Below are 22,236 nucleotides of genomic sequence, written 5' to 3' on the forward strand. Positions count from 1 at the left end.
CACGGTGTCACAGCGTCACGCGTCGGTGATTCGCGCTGCTGCTCACACGCTCTGCGGGATCCGGACGGCCTGCCCGCTGACCCGCACCCGGGGCTCGTCGGGCGTGACGTCGAGCAGGAGATCGCTGGGTCGGCCCATGTCCTCGCCCTGGCGGATACGGACCCGGGTCGGGCCCTCGACCAGGCCGAGTGCCCGCAGATAGCCGCCGAAGGCGGCGGCCGCGGCGCCGGTGGCCGGGTCCTCGACCACCCCGCCGACGGGGAACGGATCGCGGGCGTGAAAGACGACGCCATCCGTAAGGCCGTCGGGGGAGCCGCCCGCCGAGCCGTACGAGGAGCCTTTCGCCGAGCCACGCGCGTCAGCCGCCTCGCGCCACACCAGATGCACCGTCGTCCAGCCCCGCCGCCGCATCACCGCCTCCAGCGCGTCGTAGTCGTAGTCGAGGTCCGCCAGCCGCTCGCGGGTGGCGGCGGCGAGGACGAGGTGGTCGTTGCCCGCGAAGGCGACATGCGGGGGCAGGGCCGGGTCCAGGTCGTCCGCGGACCAGCGCAGCGCCGCCAGCGTCGGCTCGACCTCCGCGCCCGGGTCGGCGGGGCGCGACCGGGTGGGAACGCTGGTGAGCGTGGCCCGGGACGGGCCGTCGCCGTCGCCGTCGCCGTCGGCCGTGGTCTCGACGCGGATCTCGCCCGAGGCGGTGTCGAAGACCAGCTCCCCGGGGCCGTCGCGGTCGGCGAGGGCGACGGCCGTGGCGATGGTGGCGTGTCCGCAGAAGGCGACCTCGGCGAGCGGGCTGAAGTACCGCAGCCGGTAGCGGCGCGCGGCCTCGTCCCGCTCGGTGATGAACGCGGTCTCCGAGTAGCCGACCCGTGCGGCGACGGCGGTCATGGCCGCGTCGTCGTCCGCGAGGGCCGCGGCGTCAAGGACCACACCGGCGGGATTGCCGCCGTCGGGGTGGGTGGTGAAGGCGGAGTAGTGCAGAACGTCGATGTCCGTGGTGGGTGCCGTCATGCCGTCCACGGTTCCACCGCGGCCGGTATCGCGTCCAACGATTCCTTTCGCTGGAGGCGATCGAGAAACCCGATGGGGCCAGGTGGGGGCTGCCTATCCTGACCGTCGTGGACACACGACTCCTGAGGACGTTCGCGGCGCTGGCGAGAACCGGCAGCTTCACCGCGACCGCCGCCGATCTCCATCTCGCCCAGTCCACCGTCACCGTCCAGATACGCACCCTGGAACGGGAGCTGGGCACCCGCCTCTTCGACCGGCTGCCCTCAGGCGCCCTGCCGACCAGTGCCGGCCGCCGGCTGCTGAGGGAGGCCGAGGAGGTCCTGGACGCCGAGGCCCGGCTGCGCGCGGTGGCGGCGGCCGGAAACGGCGATGGCGCGGACGGCGCGGTGGAGGGCTCCGTCGCCCTCGGCGCGAGCGAGTCCCTGTGCGCCTCGCACCTCCCCCGCGTGATCGCCTCGCTGCGCCGCACCCAGCCCGGTATCGACCTCCACCTCCACCCCGCGGGCACCGCGGCGGCCGTCGAGGGACTGCGTACGGGACGGCTCGACCTCGCCCTCCTCCTCGAACAGGACGTGACCGACGCCGACTTGGTCGCCCGCCCCATCGCCCGCGAACCCCTCGTCTACCTCGCCGCCCCCGGCCACCCGCTGGCCGGACACGAGGCGGACTGGGACGAACTGGCCGCGCAGAGCTTCTTCGTCCACGAACAGGGCTGCTCCTACAGCGACCACCTCGTCCGCACCCTGCTCACCCTCCCGGGCCCGCCACCCCGCCTCACCCGCTTCGGCAGCATCGAGGCCGCCCGCTCCTGCGTCGCCGCCGGGCTCGGCCTGACGCTGCTGCCCCGCGCCACGGTGGAACGCCAGCTCGCCGATGGCCAACTCGCCGAAGTCCACGGCCCGCCCATCCCCCCGGTGCCCGTGCACCTCACCCGGCACCGCCGCCGCTGGACCAGCCCGGCGGCGCGGGCGGTGGCGGACGAGCTGACGCGGTTGCTTCCGGCGTGAGCTGTGGCTGCGTGGGTCAGACGAGCGTGACGCCGTCGTGGGCGCGGACCGCCGGTGGCGTGGTGGCGTCGAGGGCGTCCAGGATGCGCACGGCGTACGCCTCGTCGGCGAGGTCGGGGACCTCGGCACGGGTGGCCCAGCGCCAGGCACGGGTGCCCGGGCCCGTGACGGGGGTGCCGTCGAGGGCCTCGCAGCGGAAGACGAGGGAGACGGTGAGGTCGTTCATGTCCTTGTAGACCCCGGTGAGCGCGGCCGGGAGCGCGATCTTGACGCCCGTCTCCTCGAGGATTTCGCGCTGCAGGGCGTCGGGGATGGTGGCGTCGGGGTCGAGCGCACCGCCCGGCGGCTCCCAGGTGCTGCCGTCGCGCCGCTTGATCAGCAGCGCTCGGCCGCGCTCGTCCACGATGACTCCGGCGACGCTGACGCGGTGCGGGCGGTCAGGGGTCACGTTCCTCGGCCCTCTCGGCTGGCTGGGTTTCTCACGGTAGCAACGGCCGGCCGGGGCCGGGGCCATGACCCGAGAGCCAGACCCCGCCACCCATCCACCGACCCGGCCGTACGAGCCGTGCGAGCGGTACGAGCGGTACGAGCGGTACGAGCGGTACGAGCGGTACGAGCCGTGCGAGCGGTACGAGCCGTGCGAGCGGTACGAGCCGTGCGAGCCGTACGGGCTTCATCGGCTCTGCGGGCCCAACGAACCTCGCCCGCGCCGTGGGCCTAACGAACCTCGATCGCTCCGTCGTCCGCCCCGCCCGAGCGCTTCGGCTCGTCCTTAGGACCCGGCGTGCCCGGCGTGCCCATGTTGCGCCGCACCGCGTCCAGGATGGTCAGCCCCTGGCCGACCAGGCCCGCCGCGATCTCGCCCAGCCCGTCGGTCCCGTTCAGGACGTTGACGTTCGCCCCGGACAGCCCGGAAGCGGCTTCCTTGACGATCTGCGGCAGTTGGTCGATCAGCATGCGGTCGAGCGCCACCCGGCCGTGCGAGGCCGCCGCCTCGGCCTGGATCTTCATCCGCTCCGCCTCGGCCAGCGCCACCACCCGGATCCGCTCGGCCTCCGCCTCCGCCGGCTTCACGATCTCGGCGACGAGCTGCTGCTGCCGCAGATCGGCCGCCCGCTGGGCCAACTCGGTCCGCGCCGCCAGCACTTCCCGCTGGGCGTGCGCCTCCGCCAGCGGCCCCGCCTGGGCGGCCTCGGCCTGGGCGCGGTCCACCTCGGCGGTGTACCGGGCCTGGACCACCGCCGTCTGCCGTGCGTACTCGGCCTGGTTGCGCGCCGCCTCCTGCTCCGCCTCGGCCGATGCCTGGCTGGCCTGCGCCTGGGCGATCTGGGCCTGGCGCTGGATGGCGGCCTTGTGCGGGGCGGACATCGCGTCGATATAGCCGGTGTCGCCGTCGTCGATCGACTGGATCTGCAACGAGTCCACGATCAGACCGATCTTCGCCATCTCCGTCTTCGAGGTGTCCAGCACCTCGGTGGCCAGCTTCTGCCGCTCGGTGATGATCTCCTCGACCGTCATCGAGCCGATGATGGACCGCAGATGGCCCGCGAAGATCCGGCCCGTCAGCACCGCCATCTGCTCCTGGTCGGAGAGGAACCGCTGCCCCGCGTTGACGATGGACTCGGTGTCATTGCCCACCTTGAACGCGATCACCGAGCGCACCGTCAGCGTAATGCCCTGCCGGCTGACGCACTTCTCCTCGACCTCCGCCTCACACATGGCCAGCGTCAGGAAGCGGACCTTGCGGAAGACCGGCAGCACGAACTTGCCGTGCCCGGTCACCACGCGAAACGGCGCACCCCCCTGCCCACGCCTGCCCCCCGAGATCAGCATCGCCTGGTCGGGTGCGGGCACGCAGTAACCGAACATACTTCGTCTCCTCAGCCGGCGCCGCCGGCCATGCCGGACGACGCGTTCAATGGATCGGTCCACTCGATGACGTCGACCTGGCGGGAGCCACGGAAGTCGATCACGAGGACGGACGCGCCTTGGGGCAACGGGTCGGCAGACCAGGCGAGGAACGTCTCCGAACCGCCTCTGACCCGCACCAGGACCTCACCGGGACCACCGGCCCCCCGGGTGCCGAGTACCAGCACCCCGGTGCAACCGATCACAGGATCATCCGGTGTCATACGGCGGCCGCCCCCCAGTCGTTCCGCTGCTGAAACCCGACGTTAGACCGTTTTCCCGGCGCCGGATACGGTTGTGCGCAGCGAGGACCGGATGAACCGCCACCCGCGCGGATGGCCGCTACGAGGTGGCGTCCTTGGCTTCGGTGTCGGAGTCGGAGTCGGTGTCCTTGGTGTCGCCGTCCGCCGAGTCCTCGAAATACGCGTCGAGCACCGCGTCGAGCTCGGCCGTCCATTCCTTGAGGAACTTGCGGGCGGGTGCCTCGACATCGGCCGTGTACCAACGCCGGTTGGTCATATAGACCGTGATCCCGAAGCGCTTCCCGAACCGGGGGGTGTCGACCTCCACCGCGCCGATCTCGTCCCACCCGAACTCGGCCTTCTCGCCGTCGAGTTCGAACGCGACACCATGGCGCCCGGCCCGGATCGCACCGCGCCGGTCGGACACGTCGAAGACGACGCCGCCGTCCTCCTCCTCGCCGTCCTCTTTCTCTTCCTCGCCGTCGTCGTTCGCTTCCCCGTCGGACGCGACGTCGCCCTTCGCATCGGCTTCGTCGTCGGACTCCGCCTCGGCGTCGGCGTCGGCGCCTTCTGTCTCGGCGCCTTCCACCTCGTCGACTTCGTCCTCGGCGGTGACTTCCTCGGGCGGCCGCTCTGCTGCGTTGTCCGGTGCGTCCTCCTCCACATCGGCAGGGCGCGGGGACGTCAGGCCGGGGACATACCCCGGATCCGTCCCGGCTGTGTGCATGGGCGGGATGATCGGTCCAGTGCTCTGCTCCACGGCGGGAAGTATTGCCGATAAACCTGTGCCGACGACAGGCAGCCCCGTCCTCAATCGAGCCGATACGGAAAAGCCGCAGGTTGTGCGGAGCGAATCTCGACGCGGGCCGGGGCGCGGGCCGGGGCCCGCACCTTTACCGTCCCTTTACTATGGGTGGAGGGACACTGCCTTCCCCGGACATGTGGGGATCCACCGGACGTCCCGGCGAGCCACCTACCAGCGATGAAGGAGCACCAGACCCGCGATGGGCGACCCTGACCCTCCCAGTACCACCCGTGCCACCCTCCGCCCACTCCTCACGAGGACGCCCCTCACGAGGGCGCCCCTCACCAGGGAGCCCCTGAGCGGGCAGACGGCGGTGGCACGGTGACCGAGATCCTGTTGCTTCTCCTCGCGCTGGCGCTCACGCTCGCCTGCGCGCTCTTCGTGGCCGCCGAGTTCTCCCTCACCACCGTCGAACGTGGTGACCTGGAGCGCGCCGCCGAAGCCGGTGAGCGCGGGGCCGACAGCGCGCTTACGGCGGTGCGCCGGCTGACGTTCCAGCTCTCCGGGGCCCAACTGGGCATCACCGTCACCTCCTTGGTGATCGGCATGCTCGCCGAGCCCTCCCTGGCCGCCCTGCTCCAGAGCCCGCTCACCGCGCTCGGTCTGCCCGAGGGTGCGGCCTCGACGACCGCGCTGGTGCTGGGCGTAGCCCTCTCCACGGTGGTGCTGATGGTCGCCGGGGAGCTGGTGCCCAAGAACTGGGCGATCTCCCGCCCCCTGCACGTGGCCAAGGCGGTGGCCGCCCCGCAGCGTGCCTTCACCGCCGCCTTCGCCCCGCTGATCCACCACCTCAACAACACGGCCAACCGCCTGGTGCGCCGTCTGGGCCTGGAGCCCGCCGAGGAGCTGGCCTCCGCCCGTACCCCGGACGAACTGGTCGCGCTGGCCCGCCACTCGGCCGCAGCGGGCGCGCTGGAACAGGACGCGGCCGAGCTGTTCGTCCGTACGCTCCACCTGAGCGAGCTGACCGCCGAGAACGTGATGACCCCGCGCGTGGACGTCCAGGCGCTGGAGGCTCACGCCACGGCCGCCGACGCCGCCAACCTCACCCTGGCGACGGGACGTTCCCGCTTCCCCGTCTACCGCGACACGCTGGACGAGGTGGTCGGCACCGTGCACATCCGCGACGTCCTCGCCCTGGACGCCGCCGACCGCGCCACCACCCCGGTCACCGACCTGGCCACGCCCCCGCTCCTGGTCCCCGACAGCCTCCCGGTGGACCGGCTGCTGGACCGGCTGCGCAGGGCGCACACGATGGCCGTCGTGATCGACGAGTACGGGGGTACGGCGGGGGTCGCCACCCTGGAGGACATCGTCGAGGAGATCGTCGGCGACGTACGCGACGAACACGACACCGACGAAACCCCGGGCCTGATGCCCCTCGGCCCCGGCGCCTGGGAGGCGGACGGGGGCGTACGGCTGGACGAGCTCACCGGTATCGGCATGACCGCCCCCGAGGGCCCGTACGAGACGGTGGCGGGCCTCCTGGCCACCGCCCTGGAGCGCATTCCGGCGGCCGGGGACACCATCGAGACCGACGGCTGGCAGCTCACGGTCCTGAAGGTGGACCACCACCGCGCCGACCGCGTACGGATCACCCACGGACGGATCACCGAGCCCGCCGAGGTCACCAAAGCGACCGAGGCCACCGAGACCACCGAGTCCGCCGAGACCACCGAGGTCACCGAGCCCGCCGAGGTCACCAAAGCGACCGAGCCCGCCGAGGCCACCGAGTCCGCCGAGACCACCGAGGCCACCCGATGACCGTCCTCCAACTCGCCATCGGCGCCCTCACCCTCCTCACCAACGCCTTCTTCGTCGGCGCCGAATTCGCCCTGATCTCCGTGCGTCGCAGCCAGATCGAACCGCGCGCGCAGGCGGGGGAGAAGCGGGCGCGCGGTGTGCTGTGGGCGCTGGAGCACCTGTCCGCGCTGATGGCCACGGCCCAGCTCGGCATCACCATCTCCTCCCTCGCCCTGGGCGCGGTCGCCGAACCGGCCATTGCCCATCTGCTGGAGCCCGTCTTCGACACCGTCCACGTGCCGCACGCCCTGGTGCATCCGATCGCCTTCGTCGTCGCGCTCACCGTGGCCACGTATCTCCACATGCTCATCGGCGAGATGGTCCCCAAGAACATCGCCCTCGCCGCCCCCGAGCGCACCGCACTCCTCCTCGGGCCGCCCCTGGTGGCCCTCACCCGCCTCCTGCGTCCCGTCGTCTTCGGCGTCAACGCCTTCGCCAACGCCGTACTGCGGCTGCTGAAGGTCGAACCCAAGGACGAGGTCGAGTCGGTCTTCACCGACGATGAACTGATCCGGCTGGTACGGGACTCCAGTGACGCCGGGCTGCTCGACAAGTCCGGCGGCGACCGGCTGCGCGACGCCCTGGAACTGGGCACCCGGCGGGTCGGCGACATCCTCGTCCCCCTCGACGCGATGGTCACCGTCGACCACCGCGTCACCCCCGCCCAACTGGAACGCGCGGCCGCCGCCTCCGGCTGCTCCCGCCTGCCGGTCACCGGCCCCGGCGGCGCCATCCTGGGCTACCTCCACATCAAGGACACCCTCGGGGCCGTCGACCGGGACCGCCCGTTCCCCCGTACCGCCGTCCACACCATCTCCCGGGTGCGGGCCGACACCCCGCTGGACGACACCCTCACCACCATGCGTGCCACCGGCACCCACCTGGCCGTCGTGACGGCCGACACCGGTACGACGGTCCTCGGCTTCGTCACGATGACGGACGTCCTGGACGAACTCGTGGGCCCGGCCCCGGCATAGCCGCGCCGACCGCGGCCGCGTGGCTCAGGACGGGGGCCGCGCCGAGGGACGGTCCGGGCGTACGGAGAACGCCGCATCCCCGGCCGTCCCCACGATCGCGTCCTGGACGAGCACCACCCTCGGCTCCGTGTCCTGCGCCGCCGTCCCGGGGTTGTCCAGTGCGGCCGTACGCCACGCCTCCGTGCCGTCCTGCACGTTCAGCGCCAGCAGCCGGCCGAAGCGGTTGGAGAAGTAGAGCTGCCCGTACCGCCTGGACAGCACGGGCGCGGACAGGCTCTCCGTCTCCGTCGCCCGCTGCCACAGCTCCCGGCCGCTGTCCGCCGACACCGCGGTGACCGTGCCGTTGGGACGGACGAAGTAGACGACACCGCGCAGCAGGGTCGGCTTACCGAGCACGGGGCGGCGCAGTGGGATCCGCTTGGTCTCGCCGGTGCTCGGATCCACCCGGACCATGGACGTGTACGGGCGCTCGTACCCCGAGTCGTACACCTCCTTCGCGGTCTGCGGTATCAGGAACAGGGGCTTGCCCTGCGCCGCGTCGATGGTCAGCGTCTTCTTCGGGAGAGTCGTGAGTTCGTGCTGCTTGCCGTCGGAGCGGTCGAGCCGCAACAGGTCGTACGGGCCCTCGGCGGCGAGGCCGTCGGAGGTCACGGGTGAGCACAGGCCGTACGGTTCGCCGCCCAGCACCGTCGGCTCGCAGTACTTCCCTCGGGGCGCCGGTGACTGCCACAGCCGCTCCCCCGACGTCCCGTAGGCGACGAGCTGACTGCCGTCCGGCGACAGCGTCAGCACCCCGCCGGGGAACAGTTGCGCCGCCGCGGAGTTGTTGATCCGCTGCTCCCACCGCTGGCGCTTGGTGGCGGCGTCCAGGGCCACCACCCACCGCCGGCCGTCCTCCGACGCCCGGTAGGCGTAGGCGATTCCGTCCCGCACCCCGATCGGGCGCGCCGCCTGGGGGCGGGTGCCCCAGCGCCACAGGACGCGGCCGGTGGCGGCGTCGACCTTGGCGATCGTGAACCCGTTTCCGCCGCAGTACAGGGTCCGGCCGTTGTCCGGGACACATCCGGACTGCTGGTAGACGAGGGGCGGCCCCTCGGTCTCGACCCGCAGATCCGTCCGCCATGGCTTCCAGCCCTCGGGGAGTGAGGCGGGCTTCTGGGACGGCGCGGTGGCGGAGGCGGCGGACGCGTCGCCCGACGACTCCGTCATGTCCGGGGCGAAGACCGCCGCCGCGACGGCCAGCCCGGTGACGGCCAGGGCCACCCCGACGGAGGTGACGACGAGCCGCCGCCGAGCTCCCCGGCCAGGTCCGGTCCGTCCCGGGCCGGGGGGCTGCGAACTGGGGGGCTGGGGAGCAGGCTGCGGGTCGGGCCGGGGAACGTGGGCCGCGGAGGCGGGGGGATGCCCAGCGGCGGCAGCCCCGGGACCACCGGCCGCTCCGGGACCAACCGCCGCTCCGGGACCGTCGGCCGCTCCGGGACCGTCGGCCGCTCCGGGACCACCGCCCGCCCCGGGACCACCGGCGGTTACGACGCGCTCCGCCGCGGGGAAGTCCGGCAGCGCACGCAGCATATGGTGCAGTTCGTCCAGCTTCGGCCGGGCCTCCGGCTCCTTGGCCAGGCAGCGTTCGGCGATGCCCCGCAGCGGTGCCGGGACCTCGTCCAGCGTCGGATGCTCGTACATCACCTGGTAGCCCGACAGATACGGGCTGTCGGACTCGAACGGACTGCTGCCCCGCGCCGCGAACACCAGCAGCGACCCCAGCGAGAACACGTCCGACGCCGCCGTGACGTCCCGCGGACTGCGCAACTGCTCGGGCGACATGAACGGCGGGGTGCCGAGCACCCGCCCGATGGTGACGGTGAGGGTCTGGCTGTCGACGGCGCGGGAGATGCCGAAGTCGATGACGCGCGGCCCGTCCTCGGCCATCAGGATGTTGGCGGGCTTCAGGTCCCGGTGCACCACCCCGGCCCGGTGGATCTCGCGCAGCGCCTCGACCAGCCCGAGGCCGAGCGTCCGCAACGTGCGCCCGTCCAAGGGCCCGTTCTTCCGTACGACCTCGGAGAGGGTGTGCCCCGGCACATACAGCGTGGCCATCCACGGCCGGTCGGCCTCCGGATCGGCGTCCACGACGGGTGCGGTGAAGGCCCCGCTCACCCGGCGCGCCGCCGCGACCTCCTGCCGGAAACGGGTCCGGAACTCCTCGTCCTGCGCGTACTGCTCGTGGACCAGCTTGAGCGCGACCTGCCGCCCCGACGCCGAACGCCCGAGATAGACGACGCCCATGCCGCCCGACCCCAGCCGGTCGACCAGGGCGTAGCCGCCTACGGATTCCGGATCCCCGGTGGCCAGCGGCATCGCCGATCCCCTTTCCCGCGCTGTCTCCGCGTCTTGAACGGCCGTACCGGCCTCCTAGATTAGGGCGGCGGGAGCATCGGCGGACCAGGTGGTCCAGGGCGTGGCGGAACGGTTACCAGCGGAGCGCCGTCCGGCCGAGGGCTGAACGGACGGATCGGCGAACGGGCGGGCCGGCCAACTGGCGGTGGGGGCCGTGCCGTTGCGTTAGCGCCGCGTTAGCGGAACGGGGTCGCGGCGGCAGCTTTACGCCAGCGGATCACGGCAGGCTCATAGCCATACCGAGGGCCGGAGAGGAACACCGGCCGGACCGCCGATCCGACCCACAGGGAGAAACCACCATGAACGTCACCGCTTACCGCCGCGGCCGCACCGTCCGTACGATCGCCGCCTCCATGCTGGCCGTCGCCGCGCTCGGCCTGACCGCGGCGTGCGGCGGTAGCGAAGACGGAGGTTCGGACAACGCGGGCAAGGCGAACTCGTCGGCCTCGGCCCCGGCGGACAAGACGGCCAAGGGGGGCAGCGCGGACGCCAAGGACGCGAAGACGCAGGCCCAGAAGATCGGGGCGGCGTCCGAGGACGAGCCGATCGGCGACTGTGACGTCAACAAGACGGCCTTCTCCCTCCAGAAGGTCAAGAACCCGATCAACCACCTGCTGCTCAAGGCGACCAACGGGGCGGGCGTGGACTGCAAGCTGGTCGGCTACCCCGGGATGAAGTTCGGCGAGGACGCGCAGTCCGCCACCCCGGTGAACGAGGACAGCCAGCCGCAGTCCGTCGTCGTGCTCGCCCCGGGCGAGAGCGCCTACGCGGGCATCACCACCTCCGCGGGGGACGGCTCGGGTTCGGAGGGCAGCGAGGTCAACTCGCTCGAGGTGTTCATCGACGGCAGCGAGGACCCCGCGAGCGTCGAGCTGCCCGGCGGCTCGGTCTACATGGACAGCGCCGCCCAGGTCACGTACTGGCAGACGACTGCGCAGGACGCCCTGACCTGGTAGGCCCAAGCACCCCTTAAGTCCATATACATGAACGCTGTCTTGCATAGGAGACAGCACCCCTGGAGTATGAAGCGACGTCACCGACGTGAAGAAGGAACAGCGGCGTCGTCGAGCCGGTGAACAGGGGGAACGGATGGGCATCGACTCGGCCGCGCTGCTGGTGTCGGCCGGGGTGGCCTCCGGGCTCGCCGGTTCGATCGCGGGGCTGGCCTCGCTGTTCAGCTATCCGGCGCTGCTCGCGGTGGGCCTGCCGCCGGTGGCCGCCAATGTGACCAACACGGTGGCCCTGTTCTCCAACACCGTCGGCACCGCGGCGGGATCCCGCGCCGAACTCCGCGGCCAGCGAGACCGCCTCCTCCGACTGGGCGTCATCGCCGCGCTGGGCGGCGCGGTCGGGGCCGCCCTGCTGCTGGGAACCCCGTCCTCCGCCTTCGAGACCGTCGTACCGTGGCTGATCGCCCTCGGCTCGCTGCTGATCCTGGTCCGCGATCCGCTCCGCCGACTCGTGGCCTCCCGCTCACGCTCCCTCGCCCGCACCGCCCGGCCCACCCTCCCGCTCGCATGTGCGGTCCTGCTGGTCGGCCTCTACGGCGGCTACTTCGGCGCGGCCTCGGGCGTCCTGATGCTGGCGGTGCTCTCGCTCTCCGCCACGGAGCCCCTCCCGGTCACCAACGCCGTCAAGAACATCGCCACGGGCGCTGCGAATGTCACGGCGGCCGTGGCCTACGTCGCCGTCGCCCCCGTGAACTGGGCCGCCGCCGTATCCCTCGGCCTCGGCGCCCTCCTCGGCAGTTGGCTCGGCCCCCTGGTCGTCCGTCGCCTGCCCGAAACCCCGCTCCGGATCGCCATCGCCCTCGGCGGCCTGGGCCTGGCCATCTCCCTGTGGCACTAGGCGGCCACTTCCTACGACGTCCCGGACTCCTCCGGATAGAAGGTGATCAAGGTGGTGCTCCCGTCCGGCGCGACGACGCGGACGGCGGCCTCCGGGATGTCCTCCGTGGCCACGTCGACCTCGGTGGGATGCCACACCATGTGCCGCAGCACCACCGGATACCGCGGCGATCTCCCGCCGACGGCACCGATCACGGTGTCGTCCTTCGGGTCGTAGGTGAGGGAGGAGAAGGGCAGCCGCTCGGCCTCGTACTGATGCCCGACCGACGGGTCCAGCACCTCGATGGTGGCGAGTTCCCCCTCGTGCTCGGCCGTGACCTGATCGAGCGTGGTCCGCCACTCCCCGCGATCGAACATTGTGGAACCGGCCATCGTCGATCCTCCCTCCGCTACTCCACTGCTCCTCCTGCTGTGCCAACCCGTCCCACGGTGACCGCCACCGCCCCGGGCCGCCACGTCCGCCCGGGTCGAATCGGTCCGGCCGGGCTTGACCTCCCCGGACAAAACAGTCGGCGGCACCCCGTTCCACGGCGGGCATTACCTGGGACGTAATCGCACCGCGCCGCGCCGCCGGGCAGCATGGTGATCGCTCCCCGCAAGGTTTCCGATCGGAGGGATCACCATGTCCTCGGCCGCACCCACGACCACCCGCGCCCTGGTGGCGGAATTGCTGCGCCGCATCGGTGAGGGTGATCCCGAGCGCATCGCCGAGCTGTACGCCGAGCGCAGCGACTGGAAGCTGGACTGGCCGGAGGCCGAGCACGGCCGCCCCGCCACCCCGTGGATCCGCCACCGCTCCACCCGCGCGGACGTGGCCGCCCACTTCCGGGAGCTGGCCCACCACCATGTGCCCGTGCAGGCGGCCACGCAGGTCGAGCGCATCCTCGTCGACGGCGACGACGCGATCGTGCTGGGCGAGATCCGCCAGACCGCCCGGGCCACCGGACGCGCCTATCGTGCGCGGTTCGCCCTGCACCTCACCCTCGAAGGCGGCCTCGTCACCCGCCACCACGTTTACGAGGACAGCCTCGCCGTGGCCCAGGCATTCAGCACGGCACAGGACAATTAACCACGCGCGAGCAGGGACTCCACCCGGGACAAGGTGTCCAGCACGTTGGCCTCGGTGATCGCCATCCGGGCCTCGTCCGGCGTCAGCCAGCGCAGCGGCGCGTCCGGGTTCTCCGGCCGTACCGCCTCGGGAACGCTGGTGGCCAGCACATACCGCACATCGGCGTGCTCATGCGCCGGCTCCCGGCTGCTCGCGGGGACCGGGACGATCACCACATGCCGTACGTCCGCGTCCGGCCACGGCGCCAGGTCGGGCAGCCCCGTCTCCTCCCGCCCCTCCCGCAGGGCGATGGCGAGCGGGTCGTACTCACCCGGGTCGCCATGCCCGCCCACCAGTAGCCACGACTGGTGACGCTGGTGCCAGCGCAGCAGCACACGGCCACTGTCGGGGTGCACGATCAGGGCGGATGCGGTGATGTGGAGGGGCGTCGACCGGTCCCAGGGGGCGCCGCCCGCCTCGACAACGCCGAGCACCCGCTCGAGGTCGACGCATTCCGCGGTGGTCTTCGGCCGGTAGCCCGTAAGGACATGGGCAACTGCGTGGTCGGCTGTGGCCATGCGCCGGATCCTAACGACGCGAGGCCGCCTACGGCGCGGGGTTTTTGTCACCCGGGCGCGGTCCCGCCGTGGCGAGCCGTCGCTGTCCGCGGCCTGACCATCACCCGGCCCGCTGGCGGCATGCTCCGGGACCGCACACGGAGGGCACAACGCCCCATAGGGGTCAAGGCGACAAAGTACGAGGTCACAGTGTTGCCAGCCCGTTAACAGGCCGTTAGTTGATCGTCAGCGGAGCCGGACAGACTTGTTGTCATGGCCCCGGGGGACCGGGACAACGCTCACGACAGCAGAGGGACTCATGTCGCACCGCATCACCACTCGTCACGCACGCAAGGTCGCCGCCGCCGCGGTCGTCGCAGCCGCCGCGTTCGGTCTGACCGCGTGCCAGGACAACGCGGATGCCGGCGGGGACTCGTCCTCCGCCGCCTCGTCCAGCTCCGGCGGTTCGGACTCCTCCGACTCGGGCTCCTCCGGCTCCTCGGGTTCCTCCGACTCGGGTTCGTCGGGTTCCTCCGGTTCCTCCGGCTCGGGTTCCTCGGGCTCCGGCGGTGGCGGCAACGCCGGTTCCGATGCCTGCGCGACCTCGCAGCTCGCGTTCCGCAGCACCCACGGCATGGGTGAGGGCACCCTGATCGTCGACCTCAAGAACACCGGGTCGGCCACCTGCACGCTCCAGGGCTTCCCGGGTGTCGACCTGAAGAGCAAGAACGGCACCGTGAGCGCCGAGCGCAGCGACCTCGCGGCGCCGAAGACGAGTGTCAAGCCGGGTGAGGAGACCCGCTTCACGCTCTACTACCCGCCGAACAACTCCGGCGGCTCCGGCGAGACCTTCACCACGCTCGTCGTCACCCCGCCCAACGAGACCCACTCGCACTCCCTGCCCGTCAGCATCAACGTCCCCGTCACCGACGGCTCCGGCTCCGCCATCAAGGTGGACCCCGTCGGCACCGGCAAGTAGACACCGGCACGTAGACAACAGACAGCAAAGCAACCCCGGGCCGCCGGCCCGGGGCTTTGCTCTGAGCGCCGGGAGCCATGCGTTCGACCGATATCGATCGTACGTTTGATTTCCGGCGTACCGGCGTGCGCCCTCGCCGGTGACGGCCGACCCTGGAGGGTGGACGTGGGGAGCCGCTGAGCAGCGCCCGGCTCACGTTCCCCTGGCCCAGCGCAGGAGCTCGGACCGAACTGGAAGGTGAACGTCACGATGAAGACACCCCCGGTCGTTTCGCCGCAGGAGTGGGAGGCCGCGCGTCAGGAGCTGCTCGGGGAGGAGAAGCGGCTGACCCGCGCCCGTGACGCACTGGCCGCCAAGCGCCGGCGGATGCCGTGGCTGGCCGTGGAGAAGGAGTACGCGTTCGAGGGTCCCGAGGGCAGGGTGAGTCTGCTCGACCTGTTCCAGGGGCGTCGTCAGTTGATCCTCTACCGCGCCTTCTTCGAGCCCGTCGTCTACGGCTGGCCCGACCACGCCTGCCGCGGCTGTTCCATGGTCGCCGACCACGTGGGCCACCTCGCTCATCTCAACGCCCGGGACACCACCCTCGTCTTCGCCTCGCGCGCGCCGCAGCCGGAGATCGAGCAGGTGAAGGCGCGGATGGGCTGGACGATGCCCTGGTACACGATCACCGACGACTTCGACGCCGACTTCGGGGTGGACGAGTGGCACGGCACGAACGCGTTCATCCGCGACGGCGACCGCGTATTTCGCACTTACTTCATCAACGCCCGCGGTGACGAGGCGCTGGGGAGCACCTGGAGCTACCTCGACATGACGGCGCTCGGGCGGCAGGAGGAGTGGGAGGACTCGCCGAACGACTACCCCAAAACCCCGCCGTACGAATGGTGGAACTGGCACGACGCGTACGACGACGCCGCGCCGGCGCCGGAGTGGGTGGCCCAGACCCAACGAGGAACCCAGGCCCAGCCGGGCTGAGCCGTGCGCCAAACTGTGGGGCATGGACAACCGCATCCGTCCCGCGACCGTAGCCGACGTTGACGCGATAAGGGCCGTCACCGACGCGGCATACCGCCCCTACGTGGCCCGGATCGGTGTCCGCCCCGCGCCCATGGACGCGGACCACGCGGCCGACATCGCGGCGGGGCGTGTCTTCGTCACCGGCGACCCGGTCGTGGGGGTGCTGGTCCTGGTGGCCGAGCCCGGCCATCTCGTCCTGGAGAGCATCGCCGTGGACCCGGACGCGCACCGACAGGGCGTGGGCAGGCGCCTGCTCGCCTTCGCCGAGCTGCACGCCCGCGCTCTCGGGCTCCCGGAGATCCGGCTCTACACCAACGCCCTCATGTGGGAGAACCAGGAGATCTACCCGAGGTACGGGTACGAGGTGACCGAGCGCCGCCAGCACGGCGCGTACGACCGGATCCACTACCGGAAGCGCATTCCCCAGGAAGCGCCCGACGAGGGGTGAGGGGCCCCTGCCGCAGAGGGGCGTGCCGGATCAAGGCGGCGAACGCACTCGCGCACCGCGTCCCCGGCCACCGTGAAGGCGAACGAGACGGCCCCTCCGGCATCGAGCTTGAGGTGATTCCCGCCGAACGTGCAACGGCGGTACTTCACCGCGGCGTTGGCCAGCCGTACGGGCTCGACGGCGAAGTCGGCGAAGGTGGGCTCCATAACGCGCTCCTGGCGGACGGCCACGTGACTCGACGCGGAGCCGGCGGCACGGGGGCAAGACGCACGGAGCGTATCGAGCGGGTGCGACAGCCACGGCCGCCTGTCGCGCACCAGTGGCCAGTGCGCGCCCCTAAGGCCGCCGCAGCAGCCCCCGCTCCATGGCCACCACCACCGCCCTCGTCCGGTCGTTCACATCGAGCTTGGCGAACAGGCGCAGCAGATGCGTCTTCACCGTGGCCTCGGCGATCACGAGGCGTCGTCCGATCTCGGCGTTGGTGAGACCGTCCGCCACGGCGCCCAGGACCTCGGTCTCGCGGTCGGTCAGCGGCTCCTGAACCGGTCGCCGCATCCGCGCGACCAGCTTCTCGGCGACCCGGGGAGCGAGCACCGTCTCGCCCCGGGCCGCCGCGTGGATGGCGTCGACGAGTTGCTCACGGGTGGTGTCCTTGAGCAGATAGCCGATGGCACCGGCCTCCACTCCGCGCTCGATCTCCGTGTCGGTGTCGTACGTCGTCAGGATCAGCACCCGCGTACGCGGATACCGGGCGACGATCTCGGTCGTCGTCGCCACCCCGTCGAGCACGGGCATCCGCAGATCGACCAGCGCCACGTCGGGGTCGTACCGCTCGACGAGATCGAGCGCCGCGCGTCCGTCGCCCGCCTCGCCGACGATCTCGATGCTGTCCTCGGCGGCGAGCAGGGCGATCACTCCGGCCCGCATCACGGTGTGATCGTCCACCACGACGATGCGCAGACCTCCCCCGCTCACGCCTCCACCTCGCTCACCACGGGGATCATCGCAAGGATCCGCGTCCCGTCGCCCACCGAACTCGTCACCGTGAGCCTCCCGCCCAGCTCCGCCAGTCGCTTGCGCATGCCGTCGAGTCCGAAACCCGTCGACTCCCCCACCCGGAACCCGGTTCCATCATCGGTGATCTCCAACTCCACTCCATGCGGACGCCGCACCAGCACCACGCCGACCATGGACGCGTGTGCGTGTTTGCGTACATTGGCCAGGGACTCCTGGGTGCAGCGCAGCAGCGCGATACGGGTCTGCTGGTCGCACTCCAGGTCTGCCAGGTCGGCGTCCACCGCCAGGCCGGTGTCCTCCGCGAAGCGGTCCAGCGTACGGCGCAGCGTCCGCGCCACCGATCCGGCCGCCACCTGGCCCGGACCCGGCTGCCCCGCCGAGCCGACCAACTCCCGCGCCTCGGCGAGGTTTTCCCGGGCGGTGGACTCGATCGACCGCAGTTGCTGGGCGCTGGTCGCCGGATCGTGGTCAATGCCCGCCTGGGCCGCCTCCGCGAGCACGATGATCGACGCGAAGCCCTGCGCGAGCGTGTCGTGGATGTCGCGTGCGATGCGTTCCCGTTCGTCCGCCGCGCCCTGTCGCTGGTGTGCCTCGGAAAGCTGTGCCTGCGTCCGCTCCAACTCCTCGATCAGCCGCGCCCGTTCACTGCTCTGCGCGACGACCGAGTGCGCCCACAGGCCGATCAGTACGCCCACCGCGACCACGATCAGCGTGGACATCAGGGTCTCGCCGAAGAACTCCGCCGACCAGCCCTGCCGGACCAGACTCCCGGCCAGCGTGGCACCGGTGGCCAGCCCGAGGAACCCCATCGAGGCCCGCGGGGTGCGCCCGAACATCCAGTAGTGCGGCAGTGTCACCATGAACAGCGCCGCATAACTGCTGCCCAGATAGGCCAGCCCGCCGAGCGCGAGCACGAGCACCGAGAGGTAGACCCGCGGACGGACGACAGGATTCCCCGGGAAGCGGTCGAGCACCGCGTAGCACAGCACCACGCAGCCCAGCAGCGCGATGGCCTGGTACTTGCTCCCCCCGGCCGGAGTCGTCGTCACCAGCCCGATGGCCATCGCGCCGAACAGGCCCCAGCAGACGGCGTTCCACCGGCGCAGCGAAGTGGCCCAGAAGGCGTCGGCCAAGGGGTTGGCGAGAGCGGTCATACCGATCAACGTACGTCGACCACCGGTCGCCCGTCGGCCGGGTGAGCCGAGGCCGCCGCCGCCCGGCCCGCCGTCCGCGAGGGCCACCAGCTCGCCTCACCGAGCAGCAGCATCGCCGACGGCAGGACCATGATCCGGACGATGAAGGCATCGAGCAGCACGGCCGCCGCGAGGACGAAGCCGATCTGCTTCATCTCGATGATGTGCAGGAAGACGAAACTCACGAAGACCGTCGTCATCACCACCGCCGCACTCGTCACCACACTCGCCGACCTGCGGATTCCCTCGAGCACGGCCTGCCGTGTGGGCACGCCCGCGAGGACGGCCTCCCTGATCCGGCTCACCACGAACACCTGGTAGTCCATCGAGAGCCCGAAGAGGATCACGAAGAGGAACAGCGGTACGCGCGATCCGATCGAACCCGTGGACTGGAAGTCCAACAGCCCCTCGGCCCAGGTCCCCTGGAAGACCAGGACGAGCAGTCCGAGCGCCGCCGCCGCGGACAGCAGATTCAGTACGACGCCGATCAGGCCCAGCACCACCGAGCGGAACGCGTACGTCGTCATCGCGAAGGTGACCAGCAGCAACGCCCCGAGGACCAGCGGGAGTTTGCTGTTCTGGTGAGCGGGATAGTCGGCGTACCGGGCGACGTCCCCGCTCACTCCGGACGCCGCCCCCTCGACCCGGCCGACGGTGGCGGGCAGGTAGTCCTCGCGCAGGTGGTCGAGGGAGTCGTACGCCTGGTCGGAGTTGCCCAGGTACGGCACCTTCAGCTCGAGCACACTGATCCGGTGGTCGGCTGAGGTCCGGACGCGCGAGGCGCCGGCGGACTTCTGGTCGGGCCCATCGGACTTCGGGCCGACGCCGGCGAACAGCGGGTCGGCGTCGGCGCGCCGGGCCAGCTCGCGCAGCGCCCCGCCGACCTCGCCGGACCGCGCGGCGTCGGCCCGTACGACGACCTGGTGGGTGACCCGTTGCTCCGGGAACGCCGCGTTGAGCCGGTCGTACACCCGCATCGCGGCGATGTCACGGGAGTGCGTGTCCCGGCTCATCTCCGTGATCTTCAGCCCGGCCAACGGGGTGACGAGCGCGAGCAGGGCGAGAACGGAGACGCACAGGGTGGCCAGGGGGTGCCGGCTCGCGGGTCGCAGCAGCGCGGCCCATACGCGGCCACCGCTGTCGTCCCGGGTCCGCCGCACGGGCTTTCCCCGCTCAGCACGGCGCCGCGCCCTGCGCTCCTCCCGCTTTCCCAGCTTGACGAGCATCGCGGGCAGCGCCGTCAGCGAACTGGCCACCGCGACCAGGACGACCACGATCGTGCCGGTGGCGAGCGAGGAGAAGATGACGTCGGAGGCGAGATACAGCGTCGCGGTGGAGGCCACGACCGCGAGTCCGGAGATCACGACAGCCCGGCCGGAGGTCGCCGCGGCCATGTCCACCAGCGCCTCGGAGCTCAGCCGGCCGCCCGAGCGGGCGCGCTCCTCGCGCTCCCGCTTGAGGTAGAAGAGCGTGTAGTCGACGCCGACCGCGAGGCCGATCATCAGGATGACGTTCGTGCCGACCCCGGCGTCGGGGGAAAGGTGTGAGGCCACCATCGAAAGCCCGACGGCCGCCGCGACGGACGACAGCGCGAGCAGCAGCGGCACCCCCGCCATGGTCACGGATCCGAAGACGACCAACAGGGTGATCAGGGTGATGGGAAGCGTGATCTTCTCGGAGAGCGCCAGGTCGTCACCGCGCTGCTGGTCGACTCCCTTGCTGATGGAGGGACTCCCGGTCTCCTCCAGCCGCAGCCCCGGATACGCCTTCCCCACGGCGTCGGTCTGTCCGACCAGCGCGTCGACCTTGTCCTTGGCGTCCCGCTCCTCGCCCTTCAGAGCCACCTCGACCATGAGGATCCGGTGATCCTCGGACAGCAGCGGGTCGGCGACACCCGCGACCTCGGGCAGCCGCTTCATCCGGGTGGTCAGGTCCCCGGCGGCGGCCTCGGCCGTGTCCCGGTCGAAGGGTCCCGACCGGGAAGAGATCAGCACCTGTTCGGCGGCCCTGCGCTCCAGGCCCCCCTCGGCGGCCATCGCCTCCGCCCGCCCGGCCTCGCCGACCCGGTAGTCGGCCGTGGTCGCGCTGTGTGTGCCGACGGCACTGCCGATCCCCAGGCACAGCGCCACGAACACCAGCCAGCCGACGATGGCCCGCCAGGGGTGCCGAGCGCTCCAACGCGCCATGCGCACAGTGAATGAGTTCATGGCCAAAAGCGTTGCTGGCCGACGCGGTTGGCCGACAGAGGTGCCCGGTTGAACTTCCCGTCCACCGATCGGTGGACGAGACAGGGCCAGGCCCCGGATCGGGATCTGGCCCTGGAGAGTGCGCCGGGTCGAGGTCAGGCGCAGGACTTGTAGAAGTGCTTCCAGCCGTCGCCGGGCATGGCCGGCGGCTCGGCCGTGCTGCCGAACTCCCCGTACTTCTGCTTCATCGCGTAGTCGAAGTCCCCCGGGCCGCTGCCCGCGGTCGACAGGCGCACGTCCCGGTCGAGCTGCCCGTCACCGGGGTTGTTGAGGATCGCGAGGTCCGGATACGGGTCGTCGCCGTAGTTGGCGATCCGAAGCTGCTGGACCTCGCCCTGGTCGCCGATGTCGGAGTGCCGGGCGTCGGCGGAGCTCAGGTCCGTGTGTGCGAGCGGGCCGGGGCGGTATTCCGCGACGCGTGCGGTCGAGGGGTCGTCCCCGTCGGCCGGCTCGACGATGTTGACGACCATGCCCAGGGTGCCGTCGTTCTGGAAGTCGGCGACCGCGGCGGTCGCGACCTCCCCCTTCTTCGCGCCGAGAAGTTCGCTGACGGCGTGCTTCGCGCCGAACGTGCCGTCCGCGGCGCCCCACTGGATGGTCATCTTGGTTCCGGTGTGCCCGGGATTCGAGATCTTGTCCGGGTTGCCGTCGCCGTCGAGATCGCCGACCAGCGTCGTGGCGTTGGCCAGACAGGGGCCCGTCGCCTCGCTGACCTTGCCGGACCGTTCCGCGCCGCCCGAGGGCGACGACCCGGCCGCACTGGCCTGGTAACCGGCGATGGTCAGGGTCAGGGCGACAGCCGCGATCGGGGCGGCGATCAGACGTGACCGTTTGCGAAGCATCTACGAACTCCTGGCGTCGTTACTGCGAAGTGAGAGGGTGGCGACGCCCCGTGAGTGCGTACCGAGTTGCCGTACTACATCGCCGCGGCGTGCGACCGGGGAGAGCGGGCGCGCGCCCTCGCCATCAACCACCGTCACCGGAATGGGGCGGCCCGGTCGGTTACTGGTCCGTTCCGCCGTCGAAGGGGACGGCGTCCGCCGCGGAGGTGTGCCAGTTGGTGACGATGGGCTTGTCGACGGTGATGGTGCCGACCGGCAGGGAGACCGGGTTGGCGTCCTCATTGCCGACGGCGACGATGATGCTGTCCAGTTCCTTGCCACCGTTGTCCCCGGTGGTCTTCGGGTTCACCCCGGCGTAGGCGGTAGTTCCCCCGCTCAGCGTGATCGCCGGTCCTACGGCCTGCTCCGCGGGACCCGCCTCGGTGCCGTCCGACCCGAAGGCCACCGTGGGAAGCGCGGCGGGCAGCACACAGGTGATCCCCGCCTTGGCCTTCGCCATGACCAGGATGTATCCGCCGGCCTGCGTCTCTTCCCGGGTGCTCCAGGAAATGTCGTTGGCCCCGCACACCTGCCCGACCTTGCCGCGCTTGCCGTTGCCGGTGTCGGCACCGGAGCCGTCCTGGGCTCCCTTGTCCTTCGCACCGGGGGTCTTGGCCGACGAGCCGCCGGCGGTGTCCTTGTCGCCCGCGGCATCGCCCGCGGCATCGGCCGTGGCTCCGGTCGTGGCCTTGGCGGAGGCAGACGAGTCACCGGACCCACTGCTCGTCTCGTCCGACTGGCAGGCGGTGGCGAACATCGCGGCCGTCACCAGCAGGCTGGCACCGGCGAACATACGGACCCGGGGGCGGCTGATAAGCATGGGAAGACCTTCTTCGTCATCAGTGTTGTAGTGCTC

At 71.3% G+C, this 22,236-nt stretch carries 23 protein-coding genes; 9 read left to right on the forward strand and 14 right to left on the reverse strand.

Annotated features, from left to right (window positions below):
* Nucleotides 1-42 precede the first annotated feature (42 nt).
* A complete protein-coding gene (locus STRVI_RS00735; protein ID WP_014053705.1) occupies nt 43-1,008 on the reverse strand; it encodes a PhzF family phenazine biosynthesis protein in 966 nt (321 codons plus the stop codon).
* A gap of 107 nt (nt 1,009-1,115) precedes the next feature.
* On the opposite strand from STRVI_RS00735, the gene STRVI_RS00740 reads away from it, so the two are divergent.
* Nucleotides 1,116-2,015, forward strand: coding sequence for a LysR family transcriptional regulator (locus STRVI_RS00740; protein ID WP_014053706.1), 900 nt, complete (start codon nt 1,116-1,118; stop codon nt 2,013-2,015).
* A gap of 16 nt (nt 2,016-2,031) precedes the next feature.
* Here the strand turns inward: STRVI_RS00740 and STRVI_RS00745 are convergent, their stop codons facing one another.
* From STRVI_RS00745 to STRVI_RS00760, 4 genes are all read right to left on the reverse strand, one after another.
* The gene (locus STRVI_RS00745; RefSeq protein ID WP_014053707.1) at nt 2,032-2,463 is read right to left on the reverse strand and encodes an NUDIX hydrolase; all 432 of its coding nucleotides are present in this window, start codon (nt 2,461-2,463) and stop codon (nt 2,032-2,034) included.
* A gap of 269 nt (nt 2,464-2,732) precedes the next feature.
* On the reverse strand, nt 2,733-3,884 hold the full coding sequence (locus tag STRVI_RS00750; RefSeq protein WP_014053708.1) for an SPFH domain-containing protein: 1,152 nt from the start codon (nt 3,882-3,884) through the stop codon (nt 2,733-2,735).
* 11 nt (nt 3,885-3,895) lie between these two features.
* Complete coding sequence (locus tag STRVI_RS00755; RefSeq protein WP_014053709.1) at nt 3,896-4,147, reverse strand: hypothetical protein; 252 nt, start codon at nt 4,145-4,147, stop codon at nt 3,896-3,898.
* 118 nt (nt 4,148-4,265) lie between these two features.
* Complete coding sequence (locus tag STRVI_RS00760) at nt 4,266-4,892, reverse strand: hypothetical protein (protein WP_014053710.1); 627 nt, start codon at nt 4,890-4,892, stop codon at nt 4,266-4,268.
* A gap of 399 nt (nt 4,893-5,291) precedes the next feature.
* Between STRVI_RS00760 and STRVI_RS00765 the strand changes: the two genes are divergently transcribed.
* Both STRVI_RS00765 and STRVI_RS00770 read left to right on the forward strand, forming a co-directional pair.
* Nucleotides 5,292-6,734, forward strand: coding sequence for a hemolysin family protein (locus STRVI_RS00765; protein ID WP_014053711.1), 1,443 nt, complete (start codon nt 5,292-5,294; stop codon nt 6,732-6,734).
* On the forward strand, nt 6,731-7,750 hold the full coding sequence (locus tag STRVI_RS00770; protein ID WP_014053712.1) for a hemolysin family protein: 1,020 nt from the start codon (nt 6,731-6,733) through the stop codon (nt 7,748-7,750). The genes STRVI_RS00765 and STRVI_RS00770 overlap by 4 nt, the downstream gene beginning before the upstream one ends.
* 24 nt (nt 7,751-7,774) lie before the next feature.
* On the opposite strand, the gene STRVI_RS00775 is transcribed toward STRVI_RS00770, so the two are convergent.
* Nucleotides 7,775-10,108: a protein kinase domain-containing protein gene (locus STRVI_RS00775; RefSeq protein ID WP_014053713.1), complete on the reverse strand. Its 2,334-nt coding sequence runs from the start codon at nt 10,106-10,108 to the stop codon at nt 7,775-7,777.
* Nucleotides 10,109-10,446: 338 nt separating this feature from the next.
* Here STRVI_RS00775 and STRVI_RS00780 point away from each other — a divergent pair, with 338 nt between their 5' ends.
* Together STRVI_RS00780 and STRVI_RS00785 are read left to right on the forward strand one after the other, a co-directional pair.
* On the forward strand, nt 10,447-11,103 hold the full coding sequence (locus STRVI_RS00780; RefSeq protein ID WP_014053714.1) for a DUF4232 domain-containing protein: 657 nt from the start codon (nt 10,447-10,449) through the stop codon (nt 11,101-11,103).
* A gap of 133 nt (nt 11,104-11,236) precedes the next feature.
* Entirely contained in the window at nt 11,237-11,995 is a 759-nt protein-coding gene (locus STRVI_RS00785) for a sulfite exporter TauE/SafE family protein (protein ID WP_014053715.1), read from the forward strand.
* A gap of 11 nt (nt 11,996-12,006) precedes the next feature.
* Here the strand turns inward: STRVI_RS00785 and STRVI_RS00790 are convergent, their stop codons facing one another.
* Complete coding sequence (locus STRVI_RS00790) at nt 12,007-12,366, reverse strand: DUF5335 family protein (RefSeq protein ID WP_014053716.1); 360 nt, start codon at nt 12,364-12,366, stop codon at nt 12,007-12,009.
* A gap of 250 nt (nt 12,367-12,616) precedes the next feature.
* Here STRVI_RS00790 and STRVI_RS00795 point away from each other — a divergent pair, with 250 nt between their 5' ends.
* Nucleotides 12,617-13,063 (forward strand): nuclear transport factor 2 family protein, encoded by a 447-nt coding sequence (locus tag STRVI_RS00795; protein WP_014053717.1) that lies wholly within the window; start codon nt 12,617-12,619, stop codon nt 13,061-13,063.
* Here STRVI_RS00795 and STRVI_RS00800 read toward each other — a convergent pair.
* Nucleotides 13,060-13,620 (reverse strand): NUDIX hydrolase, encoded by a 561-nt coding sequence (locus STRVI_RS00800; RefSeq protein ID WP_014053718.1) that lies wholly within the window; start codon nt 13,618-13,620, stop codon nt 13,060-13,062. The two genes, STRVI_RS00795 and STRVI_RS00800, sit on opposite strands and share 4 nt — an antisense overlap.
* 298 nt (nt 13,621-13,918) lie before the next feature.
* On the opposite strand from STRVI_RS00800, the gene STRVI_RS00805 reads away from it, so the two are divergent.
* The 3 genes from STRVI_RS00805 to STRVI_RS00815 all read left to right on the forward strand — a co-directional run bounded on the left by STRVI_RS00805 (nt 13,919) and on the right by STRVI_RS00815 (nt 16,043).
* Nucleotides 13,919-14,578 carry a DUF4232 domain-containing protein gene (locus tag STRVI_RS00805; protein ID WP_014053719.1) on the forward strand — a complete coding sequence of 220 codons (660 nt, stop codon included), beginning with the start codon at nt 13,919-13,921 and terminating at the stop codon, nt 14,576-14,578.
* A gap of 249 nt (nt 14,579-14,827) precedes the next feature.
* Entirely contained in the window at nt 14,828-15,553 is a 726-nt protein-coding gene (locus STRVI_RS00810) for a DUF899 domain-containing protein (RefSeq protein WP_043237581.1), read from the forward strand.
* A 22-nt stretch (nt 15,554-15,575) separates the two neighbouring features.
* Entirely contained in the window at nt 15,576-16,043 is a 468-nt protein-coding gene (locus STRVI_RS00815; RefSeq protein WP_014053721.1) for a GNAT family N-acetyltransferase, read from the forward strand.
* Here the strand turns inward: STRVI_RS00815 and STRVI_RS51945 are convergent.
* The 6 genes from STRVI_RS51945 to STRVI_RS00840 all read right to left on the reverse strand — a co-directional run bounded on the left by STRVI_RS51945 (nt 16,001) and on the right by STRVI_RS00840 (nt 22,200).
* Nucleotides 16,001-16,249 (reverse strand): hypothetical protein, encoded by a 249-nt coding sequence (locus STRVI_RS51945; RefSeq protein WP_014053722.1) that lies wholly within the window; start codon nt 16,247-16,249, stop codon nt 16,001-16,003. The genes STRVI_RS00815 and STRVI_RS51945 overlap by 43 nt on opposite strands.
* Before the next feature lie 130 nt (nt 16,250-16,379).
* On the reverse strand, nt 16,380-17,018 hold the full coding sequence (locus tag STRVI_RS00820; protein WP_014053723.1) for a response regulator: 639 nt from the start codon (nt 17,016-17,018) through the stop codon (nt 16,380-16,382).
* Entirely contained in the window at nt 17,015-18,214 is a 1,200-nt protein-coding gene (locus STRVI_RS00825) for a sensor histidine kinase (protein WP_014053724.1), read from the reverse strand. The genes STRVI_RS00820 and STRVI_RS00825 overlap by 4 nt, the downstream gene beginning before the upstream one ends.
* A 5-nt stretch (nt 18,215-18,219) precedes the next feature.
* Entirely contained in the window at nt 18,220-20,460 is a 2,241-nt protein-coding gene (locus STRVI_RS00830) for an MMPL family transporter (protein ID WP_014053725.1), read from the reverse strand.
* A gap of 134 nt (nt 20,461-20,594) precedes the next feature.
* Entirely contained in the window at nt 20,595-21,341 is a 747-nt protein-coding gene (locus STRVI_RS00835; RefSeq protein ID WP_014053726.1) for an FG-GAP repeat domain-containing protein, read from the reverse strand.
* Nucleotides 21,342-21,501: 160 nt separating this feature from the next.
* Complete coding sequence (locus STRVI_RS00840; protein ID WP_014053727.1) at nt 21,502-22,200, reverse strand: DUF4232 domain-containing protein; 699 nt, start codon at nt 22,198-22,200, stop codon at nt 21,502-21,504.
* Nucleotides 22,201-22,236 lie beyond the last annotated feature (36 nt).

Source organism: Streptomyces violaceusniger Tu 4113 (assembly GCF_000147815.2).
GTDB lineage: Bacteria > Actinomycetota > Actinomycetes > Streptomycetales > Streptomycetaceae > Streptomyces > Streptomyces violaceusniger_A.

What these genes read in the sequence shown, in the direction of transcription:
- STRVI_RS00735 (WP_014053705.1), bottom strand. Translation starts at nt 1,008, where the DNA reads ATGACGGCACCCACCACGGACATCGACGTTCTGCACTACTCCGCCTTC.
- STRVI_RS00750 (WP_014053708.1), bottom strand. Translation starts at nt 3,884, where the DNA reads ATGTTCGGTTACTGCGTGCCCGCACCCGACCAGGCGATGCTGATCTCG.
- STRVI_RS00755 (WP_014053709.1), bottom strand. Translation starts at nt 4,147, where the DNA reads ATGACACCGGATGATCCTGTGATCGGTTGCACCGGGGTGCTGGTACTC.
- STRVI_RS00760 (WP_014053710.1), bottom strand. Translation starts at nt 4,892, where the DNA reads ATGCACACAGCCGGGACGGATCCGGGGTATGTCCCCGGCCTGACGTCC.
- STRVI_RS00770 (WP_014053712.1), top strand. Translation starts at nt 6,731, where the DNA reads ATGACCGTCCTCCAACTCGCCATCGGCGCCCTCACCCTCCTCACCAAC.
- STRVI_RS00775 (WP_014053713.1), bottom strand. Translation starts at nt 10,108, where the DNA reads ATGCCGCTGGCCACCGGGGATCCGGAATCCGTAGGCGGCTACGCCCTG.
- STRVI_RS00780 (WP_014053714.1), top strand. Translation starts at nt 10,447, where the DNA reads ATGAACGTCACCGCTTACCGCCGCGGCCGCACCGTCCGTACGATCGCC.
- STRVI_RS00785 (WP_014053715.1), top strand. Translation starts at nt 11,237, where the DNA reads ATGGGCATCGACTCGGCCGCGCTGCTGGTGTCGGCCGGGGTGGCCTCC.
- STRVI_RS00790 (WP_014053716.1), bottom strand. Translation starts at nt 12,366, where the DNA reads ATGGCCGGTTCCACAATGTTCGATCGCGGGGAGTGGCGGACCACGCTC.
- STRVI_RS00795 (WP_014053717.1), top strand. Translation starts at nt 12,617, where the DNA reads ATGTCCTCGGCCGCACCCACGACCACCCGCGCCCTGGTGGCGGAATTG.
- STRVI_RS00800 (WP_014053718.1), bottom strand. Translation starts at nt 13,620, where the DNA reads ATGGCCACAGCCGACCACGCAGTTGCCCATGTCCTTACGGGCTACCGG.
- STRVI_RS00805 (WP_014053719.1), top strand. Translation starts at nt 13,919, where the DNA reads ATGTCGCACCGCATCACCACTCGTCACGCACGCAAGGTCGCCGCCGCC.
- STRVI_RS00810 (WP_043237581.1), top strand. Translation starts at nt 14,828, where the DNA reads ATGAAGACACCCCCGGTCGTTTCGCCGCAGGAGTGGGAGGCCGCGCGT.
- STRVI_RS00815 (WP_014053721.1), top strand. Translation starts at nt 15,576, where the DNA reads ATGGACAACCGCATCCGTCCCGCGACCGTAGCCGACGTTGACGCGATA.
- STRVI_RS51945 (WP_014053722.1), bottom strand. Translation starts at nt 16,249, where the DNA reads ATGGAGCCCACCTTCGCCGACTTCGCCGTCGAGCCCGTACGGCTGGCC.
- STRVI_RS00825 (WP_014053724.1), bottom strand. Translation starts at nt 18,214, where the DNA reads ATGACCGCTCTCGCCAACCCCTTGGCCGACGCCTTCTGGGCCACTTCG.
- STRVI_RS00830 (WP_014053725.1), bottom strand. Translation starts at nt 20,460, where the DNA reads ATGAACTCATTCACTGTGCGCATGGCGCGTTGGAGCGCTCGGCACCCC.
- STRVI_RS00835 (WP_014053726.1), bottom strand. Translation starts at nt 21,341, where the DNA reads ATGCTTCGCAAACGGTCACGTCTGATCGCCGCCCCGATCGCGGCTGTC.
- STRVI_RS00840 (WP_014053727.1), bottom strand. Translation starts at nt 22,200, where the DNA reads ATGCTTATCAGCCGCCCCCGGGTCCGTATGTTCGCCGGTGCCAGCCTG.